General features: G+C 50.4%; 17 protein-coding genes and 1 pseudogene. 9 read left to right on the top strand and 9 right to left on the bottom strand.

Going from position 1 to position 20,038, the window contains the following annotated elements:
- The 4 genes from NZ772_01175 to hisIE form a co-directional block, all read left to right on the top strand.
- Window positions 1-993, top strand: a 993-nt coding sequence (locus tag NZ772_01175; GenBank protein ID MCS6812177.1) for a hypothetical protein, incomplete at its 5' end; no start/stop codon positions are given.
- Between the two features lie 188 nt (window positions 994-1,181).
- A complete protein-coding gene (locus NZ772_01170) occupies window positions 1,182-1,718 on the top strand; it encodes a P-loop NTPase family protein (protein MCS6812176.1) in 537 nt (178 codons plus the stop codon).
- Between the two features lie 36 nt (window positions 1,719-1,754).
- Entirely contained in the window at window positions 1,755-2,336 is a 582-nt protein-coding gene (gene dcd, locus NZ772_01165) for a dCTP deaminase (GenBank protein MCS6812175.1), read from the top strand.
- Between the two features lie 72 nt (window positions 2,337-2,408).
- Window positions 2,409-3,050, top strand: a complete 642-nt coding sequence (gene hisIE / locus NZ772_01160) for a bifunctional phosphoribosyl-AMP cyclohydrolase/phosphoribosyl-ATP diphosphatase HisIE (GenBank protein ID MCS6812174.1) — start codon at window positions 2,409-2,411, stop codon at window positions 3,048-3,050.
- On the opposite strand, the gene NZ772_01155 is transcribed toward hisIE, so the two are convergent.
- The 6 genes from NZ772_01155 to gatB form a co-directional block, all read right to left on the bottom strand.
- Window positions 3,047-4,342: a dihydroorotase gene (locus NZ772_01155; protein ID MCS6812173.1), complete on the bottom strand. Its 1,296-nt coding sequence runs from the start codon at window positions 4,340-4,342 to the stop codon at window positions 3,047-3,049. The two genes, hisIE and NZ772_01155, sit on opposite strands and share 4 nt — an antisense overlap.
- Window positions 4,343-4,349: 7 nt before the next feature.
- Window positions 4,350-5,711, bottom strand: coding sequence for a histidine phosphatase family protein (locus NZ772_01150; GenBank protein MCS6812172.1), 1,362 nt, complete (start codon window positions 5,709-5,711; stop codon window positions 4,350-4,352).
- Between the two features lie 397 nt (window positions 5,712-6,108).
- Window positions 6,109-6,567, bottom strand: a complete 459-nt coding sequence (locus NZ772_01145) for a metalloregulator ArsR/SmtB family transcription factor (GenBank protein MCS6812171.1) — start codon at window positions 6,565-6,567, stop codon at window positions 6,109-6,111.
- Window positions 6,568-6,669: 102 nt separating this feature from the next.
- Window positions 6,670-6,912, bottom strand: a complete 243-nt coding sequence (gene xseB, locus NZ772_01140; GenBank protein MCS6812170.1) for an exodeoxyribonuclease VII small subunit — start codon at window positions 6,910-6,912, stop codon at window positions 6,670-6,672.
- Window positions 6,905-8,215 (bottom strand): exodeoxyribonuclease VII large subunit, encoded by a 1,311-nt coding sequence (gene xseA / locus NZ772_01135; GenBank protein ID MCS6812169.1) that lies wholly within the window; start codon window positions 8,213-8,215, stop codon window positions 6,905-6,907. Before xseA ends, xseB begins: the two co-directional genes overlap by 8 nt.
- Window positions 8,212-9,696, bottom strand: a complete 1,485-nt coding sequence (gene gatB, locus NZ772_01130; protein MCS6812168.1) for an Asp-tRNA(Asn)/Glu-tRNA(Gln) amidotransferase subunit GatB — start codon at window positions 9,694-9,696, stop codon at window positions 8,212-8,214. Before gatB ends, xseA begins: the two co-directional genes overlap by 4 nt.
- Before the next feature lie 516 nt (window positions 9,697-10,212).
- On the opposite strand from gatB, the pseudogene NZ772_01125 reads away from it, so the two are divergent.
- From NZ772_01125 to NZ772_01110, 4 genes and pseudogenes are all read left to right on the top strand, one after another.
- Window positions 10,213-10,845: pseudogene (locus tag NZ772_01125) on the top strand (radical SAM protein).
- Window positions 10,846-11,220: 375 nt separating this feature from the next.
- Window positions 11,221-12,738 (top strand): HAMP domain-containing histidine kinase, encoded by a 1,518-nt coding sequence (locus NZ772_01120; protein ID MCS6812167.1) that lies wholly within the window; start codon window positions 11,221-11,223, stop codon window positions 12,736-12,738.
- 4 nt (window positions 12,739-12,742) lie between these two features.
- Entirely contained in the window at window positions 12,743-13,348 is a 606-nt protein-coding gene (locus tag NZ772_01115) for a glutathione S-transferase N-terminal domain-containing protein (protein MCS6812166.1), read from the top strand.
- 12 nt (window positions 13,349-13,360) lie between these two features.
- Window positions 13,361-14,287, top strand: a complete 927-nt coding sequence (locus NZ772_01110) for a histone deacetylase (GenBank protein ID MCS6812165.1) — start codon at window positions 13,361-13,363, stop codon at window positions 14,285-14,287.
- A gap of 27 nt (window positions 14,288-14,314) precedes the next feature.
- Here the strand turns inward: NZ772_01110 and NZ772_01105 are convergent, their stop codons facing one another.
- The 3 genes from NZ772_01105 to NZ772_01095 form a co-directional block, all read right to left on the bottom strand.
- Window positions 14,315-15,685 carry an ATP-binding protein gene (locus NZ772_01105; GenBank protein MCS6812164.1) on the bottom strand — a complete coding sequence of 457 codons (1,371 nt, stop codon included), beginning with the start codon at window positions 15,683-15,685 and terminating at the stop codon, window positions 14,315-14,317.
- 57 nt (window positions 15,686-15,742) lie between these two features.
- Entirely contained in the window at window positions 15,743-16,177 is a 435-nt protein-coding gene (locus NZ772_01100; protein ID MCS6812163.1) for a hypothetical protein, read from the bottom strand.
- Window positions 16,178-16,290: 113 nt separating this feature from the next.
- Window positions 16,291-17,463 (bottom strand): anhydro-N-acetylmuramic acid kinase, encoded by a 1,173-nt coding sequence (locus NZ772_01095; GenBank protein ID MCS6812162.1) that lies wholly within the window; start codon window positions 17,461-17,463, stop codon window positions 16,291-16,293.
- 493 nt (window positions 17,464-17,956) lie between these two features.
- Here NZ772_01095 and NZ772_01090 point away from each other — a divergent pair, with 493 nt between their 5' ends.
- The gene (locus tag NZ772_01090; GenBank protein MCS6812161.1) at window positions 17,957-20,023 is read left to right on the top strand and encodes a GAF domain-containing sensor histidine kinase; all 2,067 of its coding nucleotides are present in this window, start codon (window positions 17,957-17,959) and stop codon (window positions 20,021-20,023) included.
- Window positions 20,024-20,038: the final 15 nt, after the last annotated feature.

Below are 20,038 nucleotides of genomic sequence, written 5' to 3'. Positions count from 1 at the left end.
CCCCAACCAGTGGCTAAATCTCCTGCGATCGCTAGCCCTGATAGCACATCACCGTCGTCGGCAACAACAACTCCAGACCGTTCATCATCTACTGCTTCTCTGCCACCTAGCAACTATCCCAGCCGCATTATTGGGACGGCTATCCGGGTTAGTGACGTTGACCTGAGAGGTTGGTCAATCCCCCATGGCAATAATCAGCCGAGTTTAGAACCTGGGCAGCAGTGGTACGAGGTGACTGTAAACCGCTTTCATGATGGCAACGTATGGCGACGATCACCCATTGATAACCTACCATCCCATCCCAACGCCCTGTGGAATCTGATGGCGCTTGATAACGACCCCTACCTTACCCTGACAGTGTTGAATACAAGTGGTCAGCAACAATCACTTACGGTCACAGTGCGAGCTGTGCGAGCGCGTGGTGGTGAAGTGCGTCTTTTGGCAGCAGGAGAGATAGCGAGTTTGGATAGCTCATTGCCAATCTTAGCCCTTAGTCACCAAGCGATCGTGAGGCTACAACCTAGCACTATCAGCCTAGCCACCCTTGGCCAACAAAATGCTCCTCAAGCAACTCGACTCATGCAAAGCCTATGGAGTAACTTGCAACAGGCAGGTCTACTCTTACCCAGTTCACCTCCGACATTAGCGGAAGTCCTAAGTCGGACAGATTTGGGAGCTTGGCAGCTAGAGACGTTAGACCTCACGGGTAACCAAAAACCTGAATTGATTTTGAAATTGGACGGCGAAGCTATTGCCCGCACAGCAACAAAAAACCGCAGTTCACTCTCCAACAGGAGTGTATTTGCAGGCTCACGCACTCTAATCTTCGCAGATACAGGGGCATTGATGTACAGTGAGCTGACCACTGAGGCAAACCAAATGCTAGTGACGATCGCAGACCTAGGAGATGGCCGCCCGCCAAGGTTATTGGTCTACAGTGGTGGTACCTACAATCTGCAACAGTGGTCAGCTAGTAACTGGCGGTTTGAATAGCATTGGGCGGCAAAAATCTAGTGTTTATGGTCTAACGACAGACAAACTGGATTCCTGTGTCCTTGGCAGATTTAGTGTGCTGGTCTAGTAAATTCACATAAATCCCCCTACATATTGCAATTAATGAGGTCAAGAGTTGAAATCTGGCTTACAATGCTTCAGACTATCTTTCTCCTAGCTCCACACTTATGGTTTCATCGGTAGAATCACTGACGTTGCCATCAGGCGAACGATCGCCCTATGCGGTTGACGGCTTGGTGCAAGTGTTTACGGCTGCACACCGCAGCTTTTTCACTAGTGTCATGGCACAGGCTTTGACTATTGCAGGTCATGGCACTCCGGTGCTGGTTGTGCAATTTCTTAAAGGTGGCATCAACCAAGGGCACGACCATCCCATTCGCTTGGGGCAACATCTAGACTGGATCCGAGCTGATTTGCCCCGGTGCATTGACACCCCCCAGTTAGAAGAGGCTGAAGTTCAATCTCTGAGAAACCTTTGGAACTATACTCGTACTGTGGTATCTCAGGGTAGGTATGACTTAGTGGTGCTTGATGAATTGAGCCTAGCCATCAACTTTGGGTTCATTGCCGAAGAAGAAGTCTTGCTGTTTCTAAGCGATCGGCCTCGCCACGTGGATGTCATCCTCACCGGGCCAGATATGCCACCTGCACTCCTGGAGGCTGCTGACCAGATTACAGAACTGCGTCGTAGCCACCAACCTTAGTCACACCACGCTCAAGTCATACTATGCTCAAGAACGATGCTTAAAAACGATATTTGGATCAAGCAACAAGCCTACCAAGGCATGATCACTCCCTTTGAGCCGCAGCTCGTGCGGCAAGTGGATGGTGTCCCAGTTATTTCCTACGGGCTAGGCAGCTTTGGTTATGATTTGCGCCTCTCTCCTGTAGAGTTCCGTATTTTTCGCCATATTCCCGGCACTGTGGTCGATCCTAAGCGCTTTAATCCCGACAATCTGGAGCCAACCCAGCTTCAGCATGATGACACAGGCAGTTACTTCATCCTACCTGCCCATTCCTATGGGCTAGGAGTAGCCTTAGAGCACTTAGCATTGCCTGATTACATCACTGTGATTTGCATGGGTAAGAGCACCTACGCTCGCTGTGGGATTATTGCCAACATTACGCCAGGTGAAGCATCTTGGCGGGGACACTTAACGCTAGAGTTTTCTAACTCATCGAGTGCTGACTGCAGGATTTATGCCAATGAAGGCGTAGTGCAGTTGCTGTTTTTGGAGGGTGAACCCTGTGCAGTCAGCTATGACGATCGTCGGGGCAAATACCAAGACCAAGCAGAGGCGGTGACCTTAGCCCGTGTGTAAGGATTGCTAGCCATTATGTCCATCTATGTCTTAGTCGCCGTAGGATAGGGATATCCTCTGGGTTTGATTGCTATGCCAAACGTCAATGAGCTTACGACTGCTGTTCCCCTTGATGCTATTCATTACGATCATCAGGGCTTGGTACCTGCCATCGTTCAAGACTATTTGGATGGCACAGTGCTGATGATGGCATGGATGAATCGAGAATCCTTGCAAAAAACCCTGGAAACAGGTGAAACTTGGTTCTGGAGTCGCTCTCGCAAAGAGTTATGGCATAAAGGGGCCACATCAGGACATCTACAAAAGGTTCACAACCTACGCTACGACTGTGATAGTGATGCGTTGTTAATCACTGTGGAGCAAGTAGGCAATGTTGCCTGCCATACTGGAGAAAGGAGTTGCTTCCATCAGGTGGATGGCCAGATTGTGCCTCCTCCGGCTGATATTCTTTCTCAAGTTTTTCAAGTTATCTGCGATCGCCGTGAGCATCCGACTCCCACTTCCTACACCTGCCAACTCTTGGCTGGAGGGGATAACAAAATTCTGAAAAAAATTGGTGAAGAGGCAGCAGAAGTGGTAATGGCCTGCAAAGACAATGATCCCGATGCGATCGCTGCTGAAGTTGCTGACCTCTTTTACCATACCCTGGTTGCCCTTGCCCATCACAAGGTAGACATTAAAGCGGTATATCGCCAGTTGCACGACCGTCGCTAGGGTATTACCACTCGTCCGGTCATGGTTTGTCCATACCATGGTGTGTTCCTCGCTAGGGACTGCAAGGTTGTAGCCGTCACCTGCCAAGATTGCTGGGGATCAAACAAGATGGCTTCAGCGGGGTGTCCGGGGGCGATCGTTGCTGGGGTTTGCCCTAGACAGATGGCTGGTCTTGTGCTCAGTGCTTGCCACAGTTCCAGCGCCGTCCAACGGTTAGGAACGACGAAAGCTTGCCAGAGTAAGGGTAGCGCTAGTTCGAGTCCGATTGCTCCAGGGGGAGCCTCAGCAAATGCAACCGTCTTTTCTTCGTAGGTGTAGGGTGTATGGTCAATGGCGATCGCATCGATCACTCCAGTTTGTACAGCCTTCACCAAGGCAGTTTGATCTTCTGGTGTGCCCAGTGGTGGTTCTAGACGAAGGTTAGGATCATAACCCCACGCTGCCTTGGTATTTAACAGCAGGTGCATCCAGGTTGTGCTAGCGGTAATCGGCAGTCCTCTAGCTTTAGCAGTCGCAATTAAATCTACACTCCGAGCCGTACTGACCCGCATGATATGAACAGGGATGTTCACAGATGCTACGACTTCCAAAAGAGCTGCTAGGGCTGCGGATTCTGCTGCGACTGGCACAATCGGTAAACCCAGTTGGATGGCATCCAACCCTTCGCGCAGCACACCATTTCTAGCAAGGGCATGGTCGCAGGCATAGAGCGCTATCGGCTTTCCCCATGGTTGGGCGTACTCTAACAATCGTTGCACCAAGCCTAGATTGGCGATCGCCGCTCCATCAGCAAAGCCAATTACCCCAGATTTGGCCAATTCTCCCAACTCAGCCATTTGCTGCCCAGCCGCATTCACAGTCAATGCGCCCCATAAAAACAGGCGGGGATTTTGTGCCAGGGTCGTGCTCCAGGGGACATGATCAGGAGGAGCGGGTGGAATTTGCAGCCATTGCTGCTGAATCTGGGCTACAAGTGCTGGCTGGTCGATCGTAGGTTGGGTATCTGGCAGCAGTGCTATACGAGTAAAGCCACCTGCCATTGCTGCCCGTTTTAGAGAAGCCAATGTTTCTCTAGACTCGTATCCTGGTTCTCCTGAATGGCTGTAACAGTCCACCAATCCTGGAGCCAATACTAGTCCTTGACAATCACAGACGTTGGTATCTGCTGGCATGTCGGCAATGACAGGAGCAAGGGCAGCGATCGTGCCATCGGTAATCAACACATCTATCACCTGATCCATCTGTGTCATGGGATCAAGGACTCGTGCCCGCTGCAAGAGAATGCTAGTCACTGTCTGTCTAGAGCGCCCCGGCTGCGGTTTTATCTAACACGCCACCTGACAGATGGCTGGTGATATTCATGGTTTGCAACACTGGTGGAGCATTTGCCCCCTTGGGATAGTCCACGACTGTAACACCCCCATTACCTTGCTTAAACGCCCAGAAGCTACTAGGGCCTAGACCAAACAGACTACAGAGAATAGCTTTGTTAACCGCATCGTGGGCAACCACTAGGGCAGTAACCGGTGTTTCTGACTGGGCACAAGTCTGCACTATGTGCTGCCAGCCCGCGATCGCCCGTTTCCAAACTTGATGCAGATTTTCACCCTCTGGCATTTGTACAGTCTCAGGCACCGTTTGCCACTGGTGCAACAAGTCTGGATAGTCTCGCCGAATCTCGACCTCTAACTTCCCTTCCCACAGACCATGGCTAATTTCCTTGAGATCATCAACTAGTTCCAAAGCCACACCAGGATGGTACTGAAGAATCAGCTCCGCTGTTTCCTTAGGACGCAACAATGGACTCGTAAATGCCCGTTGCAGCGGCACATCCCTGAGAAACTCCGCCACTCTAGCACCTTGCTGCCGCCCAGTTTCATTGAGGGGCACATCAATCTGACCCTGAAAGCGTCCTTGGCGGTTCCAATCTGTTTCACCATGCCGCACCAACAATAACCGCGGCCCTCGATGATCTGTCTTGGGTGCAGGTAGTTTGATCCCCAAATGAGCAGTTTGATTGAGAGACTCTAACTGCACTACATCTCCCCAACCACCCATAAAGTTAAGGATGCTGATGGAACAGTTACCCTTTTGGAAAACCTGAAATGTTTCTGGGGTCAACCCCACTGCCGTGCTGATCAGGGCACGATTGATGCCACTGTGGGCAACAGCCAGAATGGTCTGTCCTAGGTGCTTTGCTAATAGCCATTGCCAAAAGCGTTTTGCCTGCTGAAATAGACTATCAAACGGGGCAAATTCTGTGGTTGTGCCATCTTCATTGGAGATTTGCATCCGCAGCAAGTGGGGTTGCTCTTGCCAGTGACGATAGTCTTCCGGGTACTTGTCCTTCACGTCTCGAAAGAGCATTCCTTCCCACAACATCAGGTTCACTTCCTTCAAATCATCGGTAAGTTGAACCTTGGGGACAGGTTGAGACGCTTTCTGTAGCTCGGCCACGATTAGATCTGCCGTGTCTCTGGCCCGCTGAAGAGGGCTGGAATAAATGGCATCAAAGGCAATACCAGCAAGGGCTGATCCGACTTGCTGAGCACCCAGTCGCCCCGCTGCTGTTAGGGTAGATTCATCGCAGTGTCCCTGGATGCGACGTTCAACGTTGTAGGTGCTTTCACCGTGTCTGACAAGGATTACGCGAGTAGTCAGGGGTCTATCCTCCTTCGTGCAAGATCGTAGTGCAAGAGCGATCGCTTGGAATCAAGCCATTGAACTGTGACAAAACCAGAACAATATTACCCCGGATAAGATCGTCTATGATTAAGGTTCACACATACCACCTATTGCTGGAGGCAAACCCTTGGCTACCCCTCAAGTTGACATACCTTCTACCGACCTTGTGACAGTTGCTGCAATTTAGAGGGCAACAGTTGCCCTTACCCCAAGCCTTCCCCCAAAGCATGGGAGAGGGACTTGACTGTCTCTTCTTAATCTGGAATGACCAGGATAGGTTATGTGGCTGGCTTTTGGAGAAATGGTGTAGTTACCTGTCTCCTTAGTACTTGAACGGCTTGTTGTGTGTTGACATTGGCGATCGTGCCGATCCTTAACAACTCCGTCTTAACTGTGACCACTGCTGAAGTTGCTGGCTTTGCTGCTCAACTTGCATTGTCAACGCCTCACAAACCAAGTCGCACAGTTCAAACAAGAGTGGAGTGGCAATGTGATAGTAAACACAGACCCCACGTTGCTCACGGGCAACTACTCCAGCTTGAGTCAGCATCTTTAGATGCTTGGAAACATTTGCTTGTCCTAGTTCGGTTTCTTCAATAATCTCTGTTACATTCTTCGCTCCTGTCTTCAGGGAACAAATGATTTGGAGCCGACTCACTTCCGATAAAACTTTGAAGAAACTTGCCATCAGGCTTAACGCTTCAGGTGTCAGCTTGGCGATGCCGCACTCATTTGTAGCCCCTGTATTTATTACTTTGGGCACATTTGCTGCTGCTACTGTTGCTTGACCAGTGCCAGAGGTCTTAGCTGGCTCTGTAGGTGTGGAAGGCATTCCGCAAACTTGATCTATCCATTCAATATAATCATATTATCACACAGTAGTAAAACTTGTATAACCAAAACCGAGAGTAGGGACGATTAAGTCATGCATTCCCTAATGGTAGCTTGAGTCTGCAAGGGTCTCGATTAGCAAGTCCATCTGGTGACGGCGTTCAGCTAGGAACGTTTCACACTGTCGTAGGTAGTGAACAGCCGTGGCGAAGCGATCGAAGACGACGGCAATGTCCAGTTCGCCTGATTCAATTTGGGTGATAATGGCCTCAATTTCATCGACAGTGGCTTCATAGTTCCAGTCTGGAGACTGGGCATCAGGGAGACGATCGGTGGCATCAGTCATCGGTGGTTAGGGGTTTAGTGACTAGGGAACAGGAACGAGTTTCCACAGGAAAGGCTTCATCTAGGCTATTAGGTGCCAGAATTGCCGTCACTTGCACCTGTACTTGGCCTTGGGCAAGCCGGACGTTGAGGTGTTGCCCCACTTGCAACTCATCCGCAGCACGGGCAATGTGACCATCGAGGTATTGAACGAGGGCATAGCCCCGTTGCAAGACAGCGTAAGGGTCTAGGGTAATGAGTTTTTGCCGCAGTAGGTGGCAATGCTGGAGTTGACGTTGCACCTGTTGTTGCGCACTGTGAATTAACTGGTGCTTGAGGCGCTGGTGGGTTTGATGTTCTCGCTGGAGGTATAGTTCTAACAGTCGGGGTTTGAGGCGATCGCGCGATCGTTGCAGGCGGTCGTGGGCCATCTGCCAGTAGTAGATGACGGCATCGTAGAGACGTTGCACGCGAGCCTGGTGGTCATCGTCGAGGTCGGCAAGGGCAGGCACGGCCTGTTCAGCCGCTGCTGTAGGAGTATGGGCGCAAACATCGGCAGCGAGGTCTGCTAAGGATTCATCCCGCTGGTGTCCGATGCCAGAAATCACGGGAATTGAACAGTTGGCGACTGCCCGTACTACCCGCTCATCGTTGAAGCAGGCCATATCTTCGGTGGCACCACCACCCCGCGACAGAATCAGCACATCAGCTTTGCCAGCTTGTTCAACGCGGCGAATAGCATTCACGATCGCCTCAGGGGCTTGATCTCCCTGCACTAGGGCTGGGGAAAACTGGATGCGTAGACCAGGGTAGCGATGCTTGAGAGTACGCTGGATATCTCCCCAGGCGGCTGCTTGGGGGGAAGTGACCACGGCAATGACTTGGGGATGGGGTGGCAGGGGACGCTTGCGTTGGGGATCAAACAAGCCTTCAGCCTCTAGGCGATCGCGCAGTTGTCGGTATTGCAGCGATCGTAGCCCTTCGCCAGCAGGCAACACTTGCCATACCACTAGCTGATATTGTCCCCGCTGGGCATGGAGATGAAGCCGCCCTAGGATGACAATCTGTTCCCCTTGGGAAGGCAGGGTGACCAGCTTGTTGAGCTGACTACTCCAGACAACACAGCTAATAGTAGCCTTTTCCGCCAAATCTTGCAGGGTAAAAAATAGCCCACTCCGATAGCGACTAGCGCTAGAAACCTCACCTGTAACCCATACCTGTTGAAATTGCTCGTCCTCTTCTAAAACATTCTGAATGCGCGTCGTCAGTTCTGCTACTGACAGCGCTCGATCTGGCACGAGTAGGCTAGGTAGCACTAGGTTCATGAGTTTAACCGTTGAGTCAGCAGTTGGTTAGTAAGCTTAGGATCTGCACGTCCCCCCGTTTTTTTCATCACTTGGCCCACAAAGAAGCCCAATAGTTTCGTCTTGCCAGCGCGATATTTGGCTAGCTCATCGGGATTTTCCGCTAATACTTCGGCGATCGCTGCCTCTAGGATGCTGGTGTCAGAGATTTGTACCAAGCCCTTTTGTTCCACAAGTGCCTTAGGGGAGCCTCCCTGGGTTAACAACTCTGGCAACAGGTCTTTGGCAATCTTGCTGCTAATAGTGTTGTCTTCAATCAGGGTGATCAATTCCGCCAGATCAGCAGGACGGAGAGGAATTTCAGTAATGGATTTTTTCTCAGCGTTTAGATAGGCGGCAATGTCGCCCATGATCCAGTTGGCAGCTTGCTTGGCTGGGGCACCAGCAGCGATCGTCGCCTCAAAATATTCCGCTGTGCTACGGTCATCGGTCAGCACCCTTGCGTCATAGGCTGATAGCTGCAACTCAGACTGATAGCGATCGCGCTTTTGCGCAGGCAACTCTGGCAGTTGATCTCGCCAAGTTTGAATCTGCTCATCGGTGAGAACGATGGGAGCTAGGTCTGGTTCTGGAAAATAGCGATAATCGCTAGCTCCTTCCTTGCTGCGCATACTGACAGTGCGTTGGGAGGCTTCATCCCACAGGCGTGTTTCTTGGACAATGCGCTCCCCTGCTTCAATAGCTGCTACTTGGCGCTCAATTTCATACTCGATCGCCCGTTGAATAGCGTTGAAGGAGTTCATGTTTTTAATTTCCACCTTCGTGCCAAACTTAGTTTCCCCAAAGGGTCGCACGGATACATTGACATCGCATCGCAGGGAGCCTTCTTGCATGTTGCCATCCCCTACACCCAGGTAGCGCACAATCCGACGTAACTCCTGGGCATATTCGGCAGCTTCTTGGCCAGAGCGCAAATCTGGCTCGGAGACAATTTCCACTAGGGGCACCCCAGCCCGGTTATAGTCCACTAGGGAGTAAGTGGATCCAGAAAGCCGATCGCTGCCCCCATGCACCAGCTTGCCTGCATCCTCTTCCATATGTAGGCGAGTGATGCCAATGCGTTTGCGTGTCGGGTTGCCCTCAGCGTCGGGAATAGTGATCTCTAGCCAACCATGCTCAGCGATCGGCAAATCATACTGAGAAATTTGGTAGTTCTTGGGCAGGTCAGGATAGAAATACTGTTTGCGATCAAATTTACTAAACTTGGCAATTTCACAATTCAGCGCCAATCCCATTTTTACAGCATATTCCAACACCTTTTGGTTCAGCACAGGCAACACCCCCGGCAGTCCCAAACAGATGGGATCAATCTGAGTATTGGGAGTGGCACCAAAGGTCGTAGCGCTGCCAGAGAAAATTTTGGTCTCTGTGCTCAGTTGACAGTGAATTTCTAGGCCAATAACAGCTTCGTACTGGGTTTTAACAGGGGCAGCAGTGGTCATAACAGTTTGTGCTATACAACTTGATGATCAGCAAGACTACAACCAATCATAGGGGCTATGTTGTCTACTAGCTTGCAGTCTGCCCATGGTTACAGACTTACAACTGTTACTAACAGCAGCTATAAGTCACCAAGGGTACCAGTTTACCCATGCTATCGCACCACTATTGGGCTGTAAACAAATCTGTATTACCATAGATGCCTTGAGTGTAGCCTACTGCCACCGATTGTGGTGATCTTGTCAGTAAGATTTTGGATTTAGACTCTGACCTAGCGCCACGCTCCCTAAGTTAACGGCTACAGGTAGTGTTGATAGCCTTTAGCAGCGACTGAACTGACTAAGAACTCTAGGGTTATGTAGCTAGCTGTTGGCGAATTAGTGTCAGGTGAATCAAACGCTGCACAACTAGGAAATTGTACAGAGATGATAAGAAGTCTACGAATAGCAGGGGCCGCTTATCAAATCCTTTAACGTTAGGAAGCAGGTTAGTCGTTATGTCTGGAGAGTTAATACCTTATGTCTAGAGAGTTGATACCTGATGTTGATGTTGTCAGCATTCCTCCGGGGCATCTCAACCTTATGGGCTATGTGGATCGATCGGAGGTGAATGGGCCGGGATGTCGGGCAGTGGTGTGAGTGCAGGGATGTTTGCGGGAATGTCCAGGTTGTTTTAACCCTAGCTCTTGGAGTTTTGACCCTAACCAAATTTGGTCGATCGACCAGGTAGTGGAAAAAATCTTGGCGGAACCTCTGAATGAAGGAGTGACCTTTTCGGGGGGAGAACCCTTCTGGCAGGCTACTGCTCTTGCCGAGGTAGCTCGTCGCGTCAAGGAAAAGGGACTAAATGTAATGTCCTTTACTGGATTCACCCTGCGACAACTCCAGTCTAATGATGCTCCTGTTGGCGCGCAGTTATTGCTTGACCAATTGGACATTCTGATTGACGGCCCCTATGTGGAATCCTTAGCCATCAACAGTCCTGACTCGCTAGTCTCCTCTAGCAATCAGCGGGTGCATGTGTTTAATCCTGCCCTGCGCGATCGTCTAACTTGGGCTAGCGATCAACTAGAGATTCATATCCTCAAGGATGGTACCCGTATTGTCACGGGCTATCGCGGATCAATCAACCTTGATGAAGCCGTGAGGTAGCACTGTGAACTCATCAGGTGCAGTGCTGACAAGGCCTAGTATCGTTGACCGGGCACCATTGGAAGTCTCGCCAAGAGCAGTTGCTAGTGATTGATCGTTAGGGTTGGCTGCAACACGGTTGATCACACGGTTGATCACACTATGGTGGAGTCGCACTTTTAGTTTTAGTGCAGCTTTAGTTTTAGTGCAGCGGCTATGATTGGGGTAATCGCCATCTCTGGTGAGGTATCCCTAACGGATTTGGGACTGTCGGTTCGGTTATACAGCTAGTAAGAATTATCTGGTTGTCGTTAGTCTAGTCTCAGAAACTGCCATAATGCTGTCGTTGGCAAGAATGGAGCCGCAGTCGGGTAGGGTGACATTGTGATGGTACCGATGACGATCAGTCAAGTTCTGGCGCTGCATAGAGATGAAGACTCTACGTGGTTTGCCCCTGGGATGGTGACATCCTCAGTGGCATCGTCGTGGTCGTTTGCTGATCAGAACCGTCAGCGATTACGAGCAGAGCGAGAGTGGTTTGGGGCGATCGCGGCAATGAATGCGCTGCTGCAACGGTTAGTGACTAACTCAGAGAAATCGTTGGACACTGCAAAGTCATTGCCCCCTATGGGGGTTGTGCTCTCTGGCGATGCCCCTGTGTTAGAGGCTCCAGAGCTAACCCAGCGGTTTTGTACCTGGGTATTTACACCAGACGTTGGCACCATCGGGCAGCGCTGTCTCAAGCAGTTGCCACCTGTGGATGTTGCGATCGCCAGTCCCTCTGTACAGAGCTTGCCGTTGCTCCCCGATGATCCCCTCGCTAGGGAGCAATTTTGTGTGGTGTTGACGCGCACCTTTAGTCTGGTTATGGTGCTGGGGACAACGCCTCAAGGCGCTCCACAGTTTCAATTTTCCTTTGACCCACAGGTAGTGGACGATGTTTATCAAGCGTTGCGATGGCGAGTACTAGCCACGGCAGCAGGTCGTGGTGCTGAATTGGATGCCTTGGTGGATGAATTTGCTCCTCAGCCCCCGGACTATCGGCTAGTGACCATGTTTAGCCACCTGATATTGCAACAGTTGCCTATGCCTGTGCCCTCTCATCAAGAGCATCCCCATGCCATAGCCGCATCTGTGACGAATCAAGCCAGTCAGGCAACCGACACCTCATCTGCTCGCCTTGGGGTTGACCACCTAGAGGGTGATCCAGATGTGGAACTGTTACGGGCGATCGCCCACGAGGTGCGCACACCATTGGCAACTATTCGCACATTGACACGGTTAGCCCTCAAGCAAAAGAATTTACCCAAAGCAGTGGTGCAAAGCTTACAGGCAATTGATCAGGAATGTACGGAGCAGATTGATCGCTTTGGCTTGATTTTTCAAGCAGTAGAGCTAGAAACAGCACCGGGCAAATCCTCATTGATGCCCCTGGCTACTACATCACTGGATCATGTTTTGCAACAGAGCATTCCCCGCTGGCAGCAGCAGGCACAGCGCTCTAGCCTGACACTAGAGGTCTCACTACCCCAGCGAATGCCCCATGTGGTGAGCAACCCAGCATTGTTAGATCAGGTTCTGACTAGTTTGGTACAGCGGTTTACTCAACGTTTGCCCCACGGCAGTCATATTCGGGTGGTAGCAACATTGGCGGGCAATCAGCTTAAGCTTCAGCTAGAATCAGACGCTGCTCGTTTGAGTGACAATGCAGTGCAAACACCGCTGAAGTCGATCGGCAGCCTACTTACGTTCCAGCCAGAAACTGGCAATTTGAGTTTAAACTTAGACGTGACGAAAAATCTGTTCCAAGCGTTGGGTGGTAAGCTAATTGTGCGGCAACGTCCACACCAAGGTGAAGTTTTGACCATGTTTTTACCATTGGATATGGGCGGCCCTGATATTTACGAGGTTTAGCAGCATGATTGACCTGTATGCCTTTGCGACTCCCAACGGTCGCAAGCCTGCAATTTTCCTAGAGGAAGTTGGTCTGCCCTATACTCTCCACAAGGTGGATATTTCCAAGGGTGAACAGTTTAATCCTGACTTTGTTGCCATCAGCCCCAACAGCAAAATTCCGACCATTGTGGATCAAGAGTCAGGCATTACAGTGTTTGAGTCAGGCGCAATCTTGATTTATCTAGCGGAGAAAACAGGCTACTTTCTACCCGTGGATCGTGCACGTCGCATTCAGGTTATATCGTGGCTTATGTTTCAAATGGCAAATGTTGGCCCTATGTTTGGCCAGTTGTCTCACTTTCGGCGGTTTGCACCTGAACCAATTCCCTATGCTATTCATCGCTACGAAAAAGAGGCTCTCCGTCTCTGTGGCGTGATGGATAGGCAACTCAGCACCCATGAGTTCCTAGCTGGCGAATATTCCATTGCTGACATGGCCACCTATCCCTGGGTAGCTACCTATGAGTTTCTGCAACTCTCGTTAGAGAACTATCCTCACCTAAGGCGATGGTTCACTACTTTGCAGCAACGTCCAGCAGTTCAGCGAGGTATGGCCATCTTTTCTTAAGCAGGAGTCTCTATGGTTCGTGTCATCTATTCCGATCGCTTCCTTGACCACGACACTGGGCGCTTTCACCCAGAACGACCGGGCCGCTTAACGGCGATCGTAGATGCTTTGGCAACGGCACCTTGGCGACAGCGACTTACATGGCAGCAACCAACGCCAGTGGCCGATCGCCAGTCAACCCTGATGTCCCTGCTGCATACTCTTCACCATCCTGACTATGTTGCCTCTGTAGAGCGACTAGCTAACAGCGGGGGTGGCAGGCTAGATCCTGATACGGTTGTTTCTGCTGAGAGCTATGACGTGGCCATGCTGGCAGTGAGTGCTTGGTTAGATGGTGTTGACCACGTTGTGCAGACTGAGCAACCAGCCTTTGTGTTGGCGCGTCCCCCTGGACACCACGCCCTTAGCGATCGAGGAATGGGCTTTTGTCTGTTTGCTAATGCAGCGATCGCAGCCTACTACGCTCTTCAACAACCTAATGTGCAAAGAGTTGCCATTCTAGACTGGGATGTTCACCATGGCAATGGCACCCAGGCGCTAGTAGAAAACCATCCCCAAATTGCCTATTGCTCACTACACGAGTTTCCCAACTATCCAGGCACAGGTCGAACCAGCGAACAGGGGGCATTTGGGAATGTGTTGAATTTGCCCATGCCCCCCGGTAGCAGTATGAGGGATTATGAGCCGCTGTTTCGAGACAAAATAGTGCCGTTTTTCACAGCCTTGCAACCAGATGTACTGATTGTGAGTGCGGGCTATGATGCGAACCGTGACGACCCCCTCGCTGGGATTAACCTCGTGCCAGAAAACTATGGTGTGTTTACCCGCTATTGCCTTCAGGTTACGCGCCGCATTCTGTTTGGGTTAGAAGGTGGCTACGACTTTTCTTCCCTAGGTCAGTCTGTAGTGGCAACGATCGCTGCTTGTTTAGAGGACTGATTGAGCAGGGCTGTTCAGAGTTCCCCCTTAAAGGGGCAGGCGAATTTCGACCTCAGTACCTGCATGTGGCTGCGATCGAATCAAAAACATGCCGCCATGTTTAGCCGTAATGATTTGGTAGCTTCGGGCCAAGCTAGTTTCCTTAGCAGCCCGCCGTTCGACAGCAAAGGATTCTAGCAAGCGCTCATACACGTCAGTGGGTATGCCTGGGCCGTTGTCATGGATGCACACAGATGCCCAGCGGTCATCAGCAGATGTTGGCTTTTGTGAAGGCTGAGATAGGACTGTGGTGGTAATCGTAATGCGGGGTGTGGCTTGGTGTATAGAACTGCCACCGCGATCGTGCGGCAGGGCAGGCAGCATCTGTTGACGCACAGCTTGACTAAGCAATGCATCCACTGCGTTGGTGAGCACAGTCATGAACACGTGATGAATTTCACCAATAAAGCAGGGAACTGGTGGCAACTTGCCATAGTTACGCACAATTTGAATCGTGGTTGTTAGGCGGCTTTTGAGTAGCAACAAGATGCCATCTAGGCAGTCATGGAGATTGGCTGGTTTTGGATACACGTCATCCATGTGGCAAAAGTTTTGAAGACTAGTGGCTAGTTTCGCTAGGCGTTTTGCCCCCGTGCTAATGCTCTCTAATGTGCGGGGCAAGTCACGTTGAATGAAGGGAATATCAATCTCTTCTTGGGCTGCAACCACCTCTGGAGGCAAGACCTCTACGTAGCGATTGTAGGCTGCGAAGAGCCGCATGAGGTCATTGACATAGGTGCTCAAGAAAGTGAGGTTACCCCAGATAAAGCTAACTGGGTCAAGCAGTTCGTGCACTAAGCCATCAACTAGTCGGCCTAGGCTGGCCATTTTGTCTGCCTGCACCATAAGGACTTGTGCCCGTTCGTATCGCACCTGAGTTTCAATGCCGCGAATTTGCCAGTAGGCAATGTATAGCTCGTGAATGTTGAGCAGGTGATAATCTTGATTGACTTTGACGACAATCGGTTCGCTGATCAATTCCCGCGATCGCCGCAAAGCCTGCTGAGCGGCTACCAAAATTGATGTTGCCCCATCTAGAATCAGTAGTTCTGTACGGGCATAGCTGTGCAATACGGCAATAGATTGGTGCCAGAATAAATCCACAGCTTGGGGACGCAGGAGATACTCATGGACTCGTCGTCGAGATAGCATTCCTAAAAATTGTCCCTGCTCGTAGATAAGCACACCAGGGAGTAGTGGATGGCGCTCAAACAAACGCACTACCTCTAGGCTAGAGCAAGCTGCATCAACAACGACGGTATCCAGGGGCAACTCTTGTAGTACAGACTCTAGCTTAAGGGCTGGTTGGCTGGGGTCTAGGGGCGGTAAGGCAGTAAAAAGTTCGGGACTGGTGAACACAACGGCTTGACAAAATAACCCTATGAGGCAAGGCTAACACGATCGCTCTTCATCGTCCTAACGCTTTAGGGTTGCTTCCATCGTGCTGATCAAATCTCGACTCATGACACCACTAGATAGGTAGTAGGTGTTTTGATCAAGACGATACATGGTTTCAAAACCAGTGCGGCGCATGGGGTCACCCAAGACCCAATATCGCTGCACGATCGACTCAGGAGCAATCCAGCCTTCTCCTTCCACTTTGCCAAATTCACTATGCTGCAAAATGAAGGTATATTGGCGATCGCCAGCATTCAATCGTCCTCGGTACTGAAATGTGATGTCATCGCGATCAGCATCGGGAAAAACCAACTTCATGACCATCGTGAACCAATCGTCTTGACCCCAGGCAACCATGGCAGCACCCCTGACAACCAGCACTGCACCATCTCGCTCTAACCAATTGCCCTGTAGTGTCCAACGTCCGGGTTCTAGCAAGAATGTATGACTCACAAGAGTTATCTCCCGCCTTTCTTCGTCTCCAACACTGAACTAATAAGGTTTTTACCCTAGCTGAAAGTTCATGGGCATTGCCAATCTGCGCACATTCACCCCTAATTAGAACATTATCTCTTTTTGGGATAGACCGGGTGAATATCACCCAAGCACACCTCTTGAGTAGCGCCTGTTACCTGGGGAAGGTTACCAGGCATGTTGTGTTGCCGCCAGTAGGCCAAGACAGCAAAGGCAATTGCCTCCTTAGACCCAGCACTCAAGCCAACATCATCCGTCGTTACTACCGAGATAGGGGTTACCAGAGTTTGTAAGCGTTTTCGTAGGTAGCCATTTAAACTTCCACCTCCACACAATATCACCTGATCTGGCTGTTTAGGCAAAAAACTCTGGTAGCTGTGGACGATCGCAACCACAGTCAATTCAGTCAGGCTAGCCAATATGTCTGCGGGGCTAAGGTTATAGGTTTTCGCATCAGCTAAACATTGCATCAAGTAGTCTTGACCGAAGAGTTCTCGTCCGGTCGATTTTGGCGGTGCCTGTTGAAAAAATGGGTGTTGCAACCATCGCTCCACCAGCGCAGAGCAAACTGTTCCACTGGCTGCCCAGGCTCCATCCTGGTCATAGCGACGCTGCCCGCCAGAAAAATGCTGCACAGCAAGATCTATCAGAACATTACCCGGCCCTGTATCCCATCCCCGGACTTGGGCTAACCAATTAGGACTGCTGTTGCGTGCAGGCAGATAGGTGACGTTACCAATGCCACCTAGGTTTTGTACGCAACGTGTTTGGGTGTCATGGCCTAGTAGACAAGCATCCACACGGGCGACAAGGGGTGCTCCCTGTCCTTGGGCAGCAATGTCAGCTACCCGAAAATTGCTGATGGTAGTTGTTTTCGTCAAGTGGGCGATTACATCTCCACGCCCCAGTTGTAGGCTATAGCCCAAGGGCATAGAGCTGTGGGGAGCATTGTCTGGTGGTCGATGATAGACGGTTTGGCCATGGGAACCAATCAGAGATGCAGGTGCGTGGCCCGCTTGGATGGCAAGGGCAGCTTGGGCAAATTCGTAGGCAATCGCGTCATCCAATGCTGCTAGTTCCACCATAGACAGTGGCTGACCAGCACAGACAGCTAAGATTTGCGATCGAACCGCCTCTGGATAGGGGTAGGTTGCTCCTGCAACGAGAGTTACGTTCAAATCCAACCCATTGCCTGCAATGTCCACCAGTGCAGCATCAATGCCATCCACCGATGTACCGCTAATCAAACCTACCACACGGGTCACCTTATCCACATCCAGTCCATCATTCGTCACCGCCCTATTATCGGCTGATTTGACTACGAATTACAGAGACTGGCCATTGCATTTATTAGCTATTTAGTTATTCAGTGAGAGCATAGTTGCCATTGAGGCTTGGAGTGAAGACTAGAGTGAAGACTTTTGTTGCTGGTTTTCAATAGACTTCGGTTTCCTGCCGCGGCGGAGGTGACAGATGATGAGTTCAGTGAATTTGCTCAAGTATTTCATCCGGAATCATTGTATACAGACAACCAGCACATGCATGACCAACGTTAGAACCATGACGTTGTAATCTTTCGATTCACGAGGATTAGTGGAGGTATCTGCGATTGTCTATACATCTTGTTGATCCACTTGTGGTCCACAGTAATTCCGAATTGTTATTGCAATGTCTGATGCAGTTTGGTGAGCTATTGGGTCTATAAAACATGGCTAATGTAATCTGATAGTTCAATGGGTGTGTAAGTAGAGGTTTAGTGTGCAAGTCAACCTAAAGAAATTACTGGCAAAACCAGAGCTAGCTGCATTACTAACCGAGATTGGCAGCAGTTTCAACGCCTATATTGAGGTTGTTGATATAAAGGGGGACTGTCTGCTGAGGCTGGGGCAACCTGATTCTTATCAGGGGACAAAGCAGGCGATCGCCTCCTGCTTTCCAGTCGTGGTAGAGGCGGTGACGATCGGTCATGTTCAGGGTACTGCTCCAGCAGCACATATAGCCAAGTTGCTGACTTACTTAGCTAAACAAGACTTAGAAAAGCGTGGACTTGCCAATGAGTTGTTGGAGAAATATCACGAGCTTGACCTCTTTTATGAAATTTCGACCAAGCTTACTGCCAGCTTAGATTTGCAAGAGATTGCCCAACTCGTGTTGCGGGAAGCCTACACGTTGGTCGAGGCCACCAGCGGTGTTATGTTGTTGCGACGTGCTGGCACTAGCCAACTAGAGGTGCTATCTCAAGTGGGCGCAGATTTGCAGCTACCGACCGCCATTAGCCTAGGGGAGGGGTTGATTGGCAACATTGTGCAGGCAGGACGCGAGGAACTTGTGAATCAACTCTCTACAGACCCTCGTCCGTTTGAAGGTGATAGGGCTGTTCAGAATCTCATCTGTGTGCCGCTAATTACTGAAGAGCAAGTAACTGGGGCGATCGTCATAGCTACTACTAACGCTACACCTTACTCTACCGAAGACCTGAAGCAAGTGAGTATCTTTGCCTCTCAGACGGCGATGGCAATTGAAAAGGCACTGTTACATCAACAAGCTCTAGCCGCTGCCGATGCAGCCCAAACCCAAGCGCAACAACTTCACGCTGCGCTGATAGACCTGCAACATGCCCAGGCACAACTGATTCAAACTGAAAAAATGTCTAGCCTAGGGCAGCTAGTGGCCGGCGTAGCCCATGAAATCAACAACCCAGTCAACTTTATCTACGGCAATCTGGTTCATGCTAGCGGCTACGTGCAAGATTTATTGGAACTGTTGATGCGCTATCGCAAACTACTGGATCCGATGCCTCCAGACTTGCAAGCTTTTTCAGAAGCGATCGACCTAGAGTTTTTGATGGAAGATTTACCCCAGTTGCTGACATCGATGCAAGTTGGAGCTGATCGCATCCTAGAAATTGTGAAATCCCTGCGCAACTTCTCCCGCTTAGATGAGGCCGAAATGAAAGCTGTTGACATTCACGATGGCCTCGACAGCACACTTATGATTCTGCACAATCGACTCAAGCCCCGTGGTCACCATCCTGGCATTGAAGTTGTTAAGCAATATGGCAACTTGCCCTTGGTGGAATGCTATCCAGGGCAACTTAATCAGGTGTTCATGAACATTTTGGTCAACGCGATCGATGCCTTAGACGAGTTTTCAGCCCTTAAATACCAAGCATTAGCCTCTCATCCTGCTGATCAACCAGTATCCTGGCAACCCAAAATTACTATCCACACTGAACTGATTGATGCCTATCCCGAACATGGTGCTAAGACCCAAGACTGCCCGCCAGAATCGACAAAATCTGTGGTCATCCGAATTGCTGATAATGGGCCAGGGATGACGGAAGATGTGAAGCAGCGGCTATTTGATCCATTCTTCACCACTAAGGAAGTCGGCAAGGGTACTGGCTTAGGAATGGCTATCAGCCATCAAATCATTGTGGAGCGGCATGGTGGTTTGCTGAAGTGTCGATCGCACCCTGGTGAAGGAGCAGAATTTTGGATTCAGATTCCCCTCAAGGCAGCGAATGCATCCAGTAAACCCAGAGGAATCCGCAGACTATCACCTTCTATAACCCCTCAACCACCCAAAACACCAACTCCCTTGGTCAACCTTACGAGCGCAACTGACACTGATGGTTACGTCCGTGCTCAAGTTACATCACCAGACCGCCAACATTTGTTGAATCGTCATCTTGAACTACTGAAAAAACTGACCCACGCTAATGCCATTAATACGGATGATCAGACAGGGGATCTCTATCACCTGTTTCAGGCCCATCCTATTTTGCTCAGGCTATATACAATCCTGCTGACTGACCTGTACTAACGGAGGCTTGCCATG

This window comes from Cyanobacteriota bacterium, from assembly GCA_025054735.1.
Lineage (GTDB): Bacteria > Cyanobacteriota > Cyanobacteriia > SKYG9 > SKYG9 > SKYG9.
Note: the sequence above shows the minus strand (reverse complement) of the source record. Positions and strands in the feature narration are given on the sequence as shown.

Bases quoted from the DNA above. Each gene is read 5' to 3' on its own strand.
- gatB (MCS6812168.1), bottom strand. From the start codon at position 9,696: ATGACCACTGCTGCCCCTGTTAAAACCCAGTACGAAGCTGTTATTGGC.
- dcd (MCS6812175.1), top strand. From the start codon at position 1,755: ATGCTTAAAAACGATATTTGGATCAAGCAACAAGCCTACCAAGGCATG.
- xseA (MCS6812169.1), bottom strand. From the start codon at position 8,215: ATGAACCTAGTGCTACCTAGCCTACTCGTGCCAGATCGAGCGCTGTCA.
- NZ772_01115 (MCS6812166.1), top strand. From the start codon at position 12,743: ATGATTGACCTGTATGCCTTTGCGACTCCCAACGGTCGCAAGCCTGCA.
- hisIE (MCS6812174.1), top strand. From the start codon at position 2,409: ATGCCAAACGTCAATGAGCTTACGACTGCTGTTCCCCTTGATGCTATT.
- NZ772_01145 (MCS6812171.1), bottom strand. From the start codon at position 6,567: ATGCCTTCCACACCTACAGAGCCAGCTAAGACCTCTGGCACTGGTCAA.
- xseB (MCS6812170.1), bottom strand. From the start codon at position 6,912: ATGACTGATGCCACCGATCGTCTCCCTGATGCCCAGTCTCCAGACTGG.
- NZ772_01170 (MCS6812176.1), top strand. From the start codon at position 1,182: ATGGTTTCATCGGTAGAATCACTGACGTTGCCATCAGGCGAACGATCG.
- NZ772_01120 (MCS6812167.1), top strand. From the start codon at position 11,221: ATGACGATCAGTCAAGTTCTGGCGCTGCATAGAGATGAAGACTCTACG.
- NZ772_01110 (MCS6812165.1), top strand. From the start codon at position 13,361: ATGGTTCGTGTCATCTATTCCGATCGCTTCCTTGACCACGACACTGGG.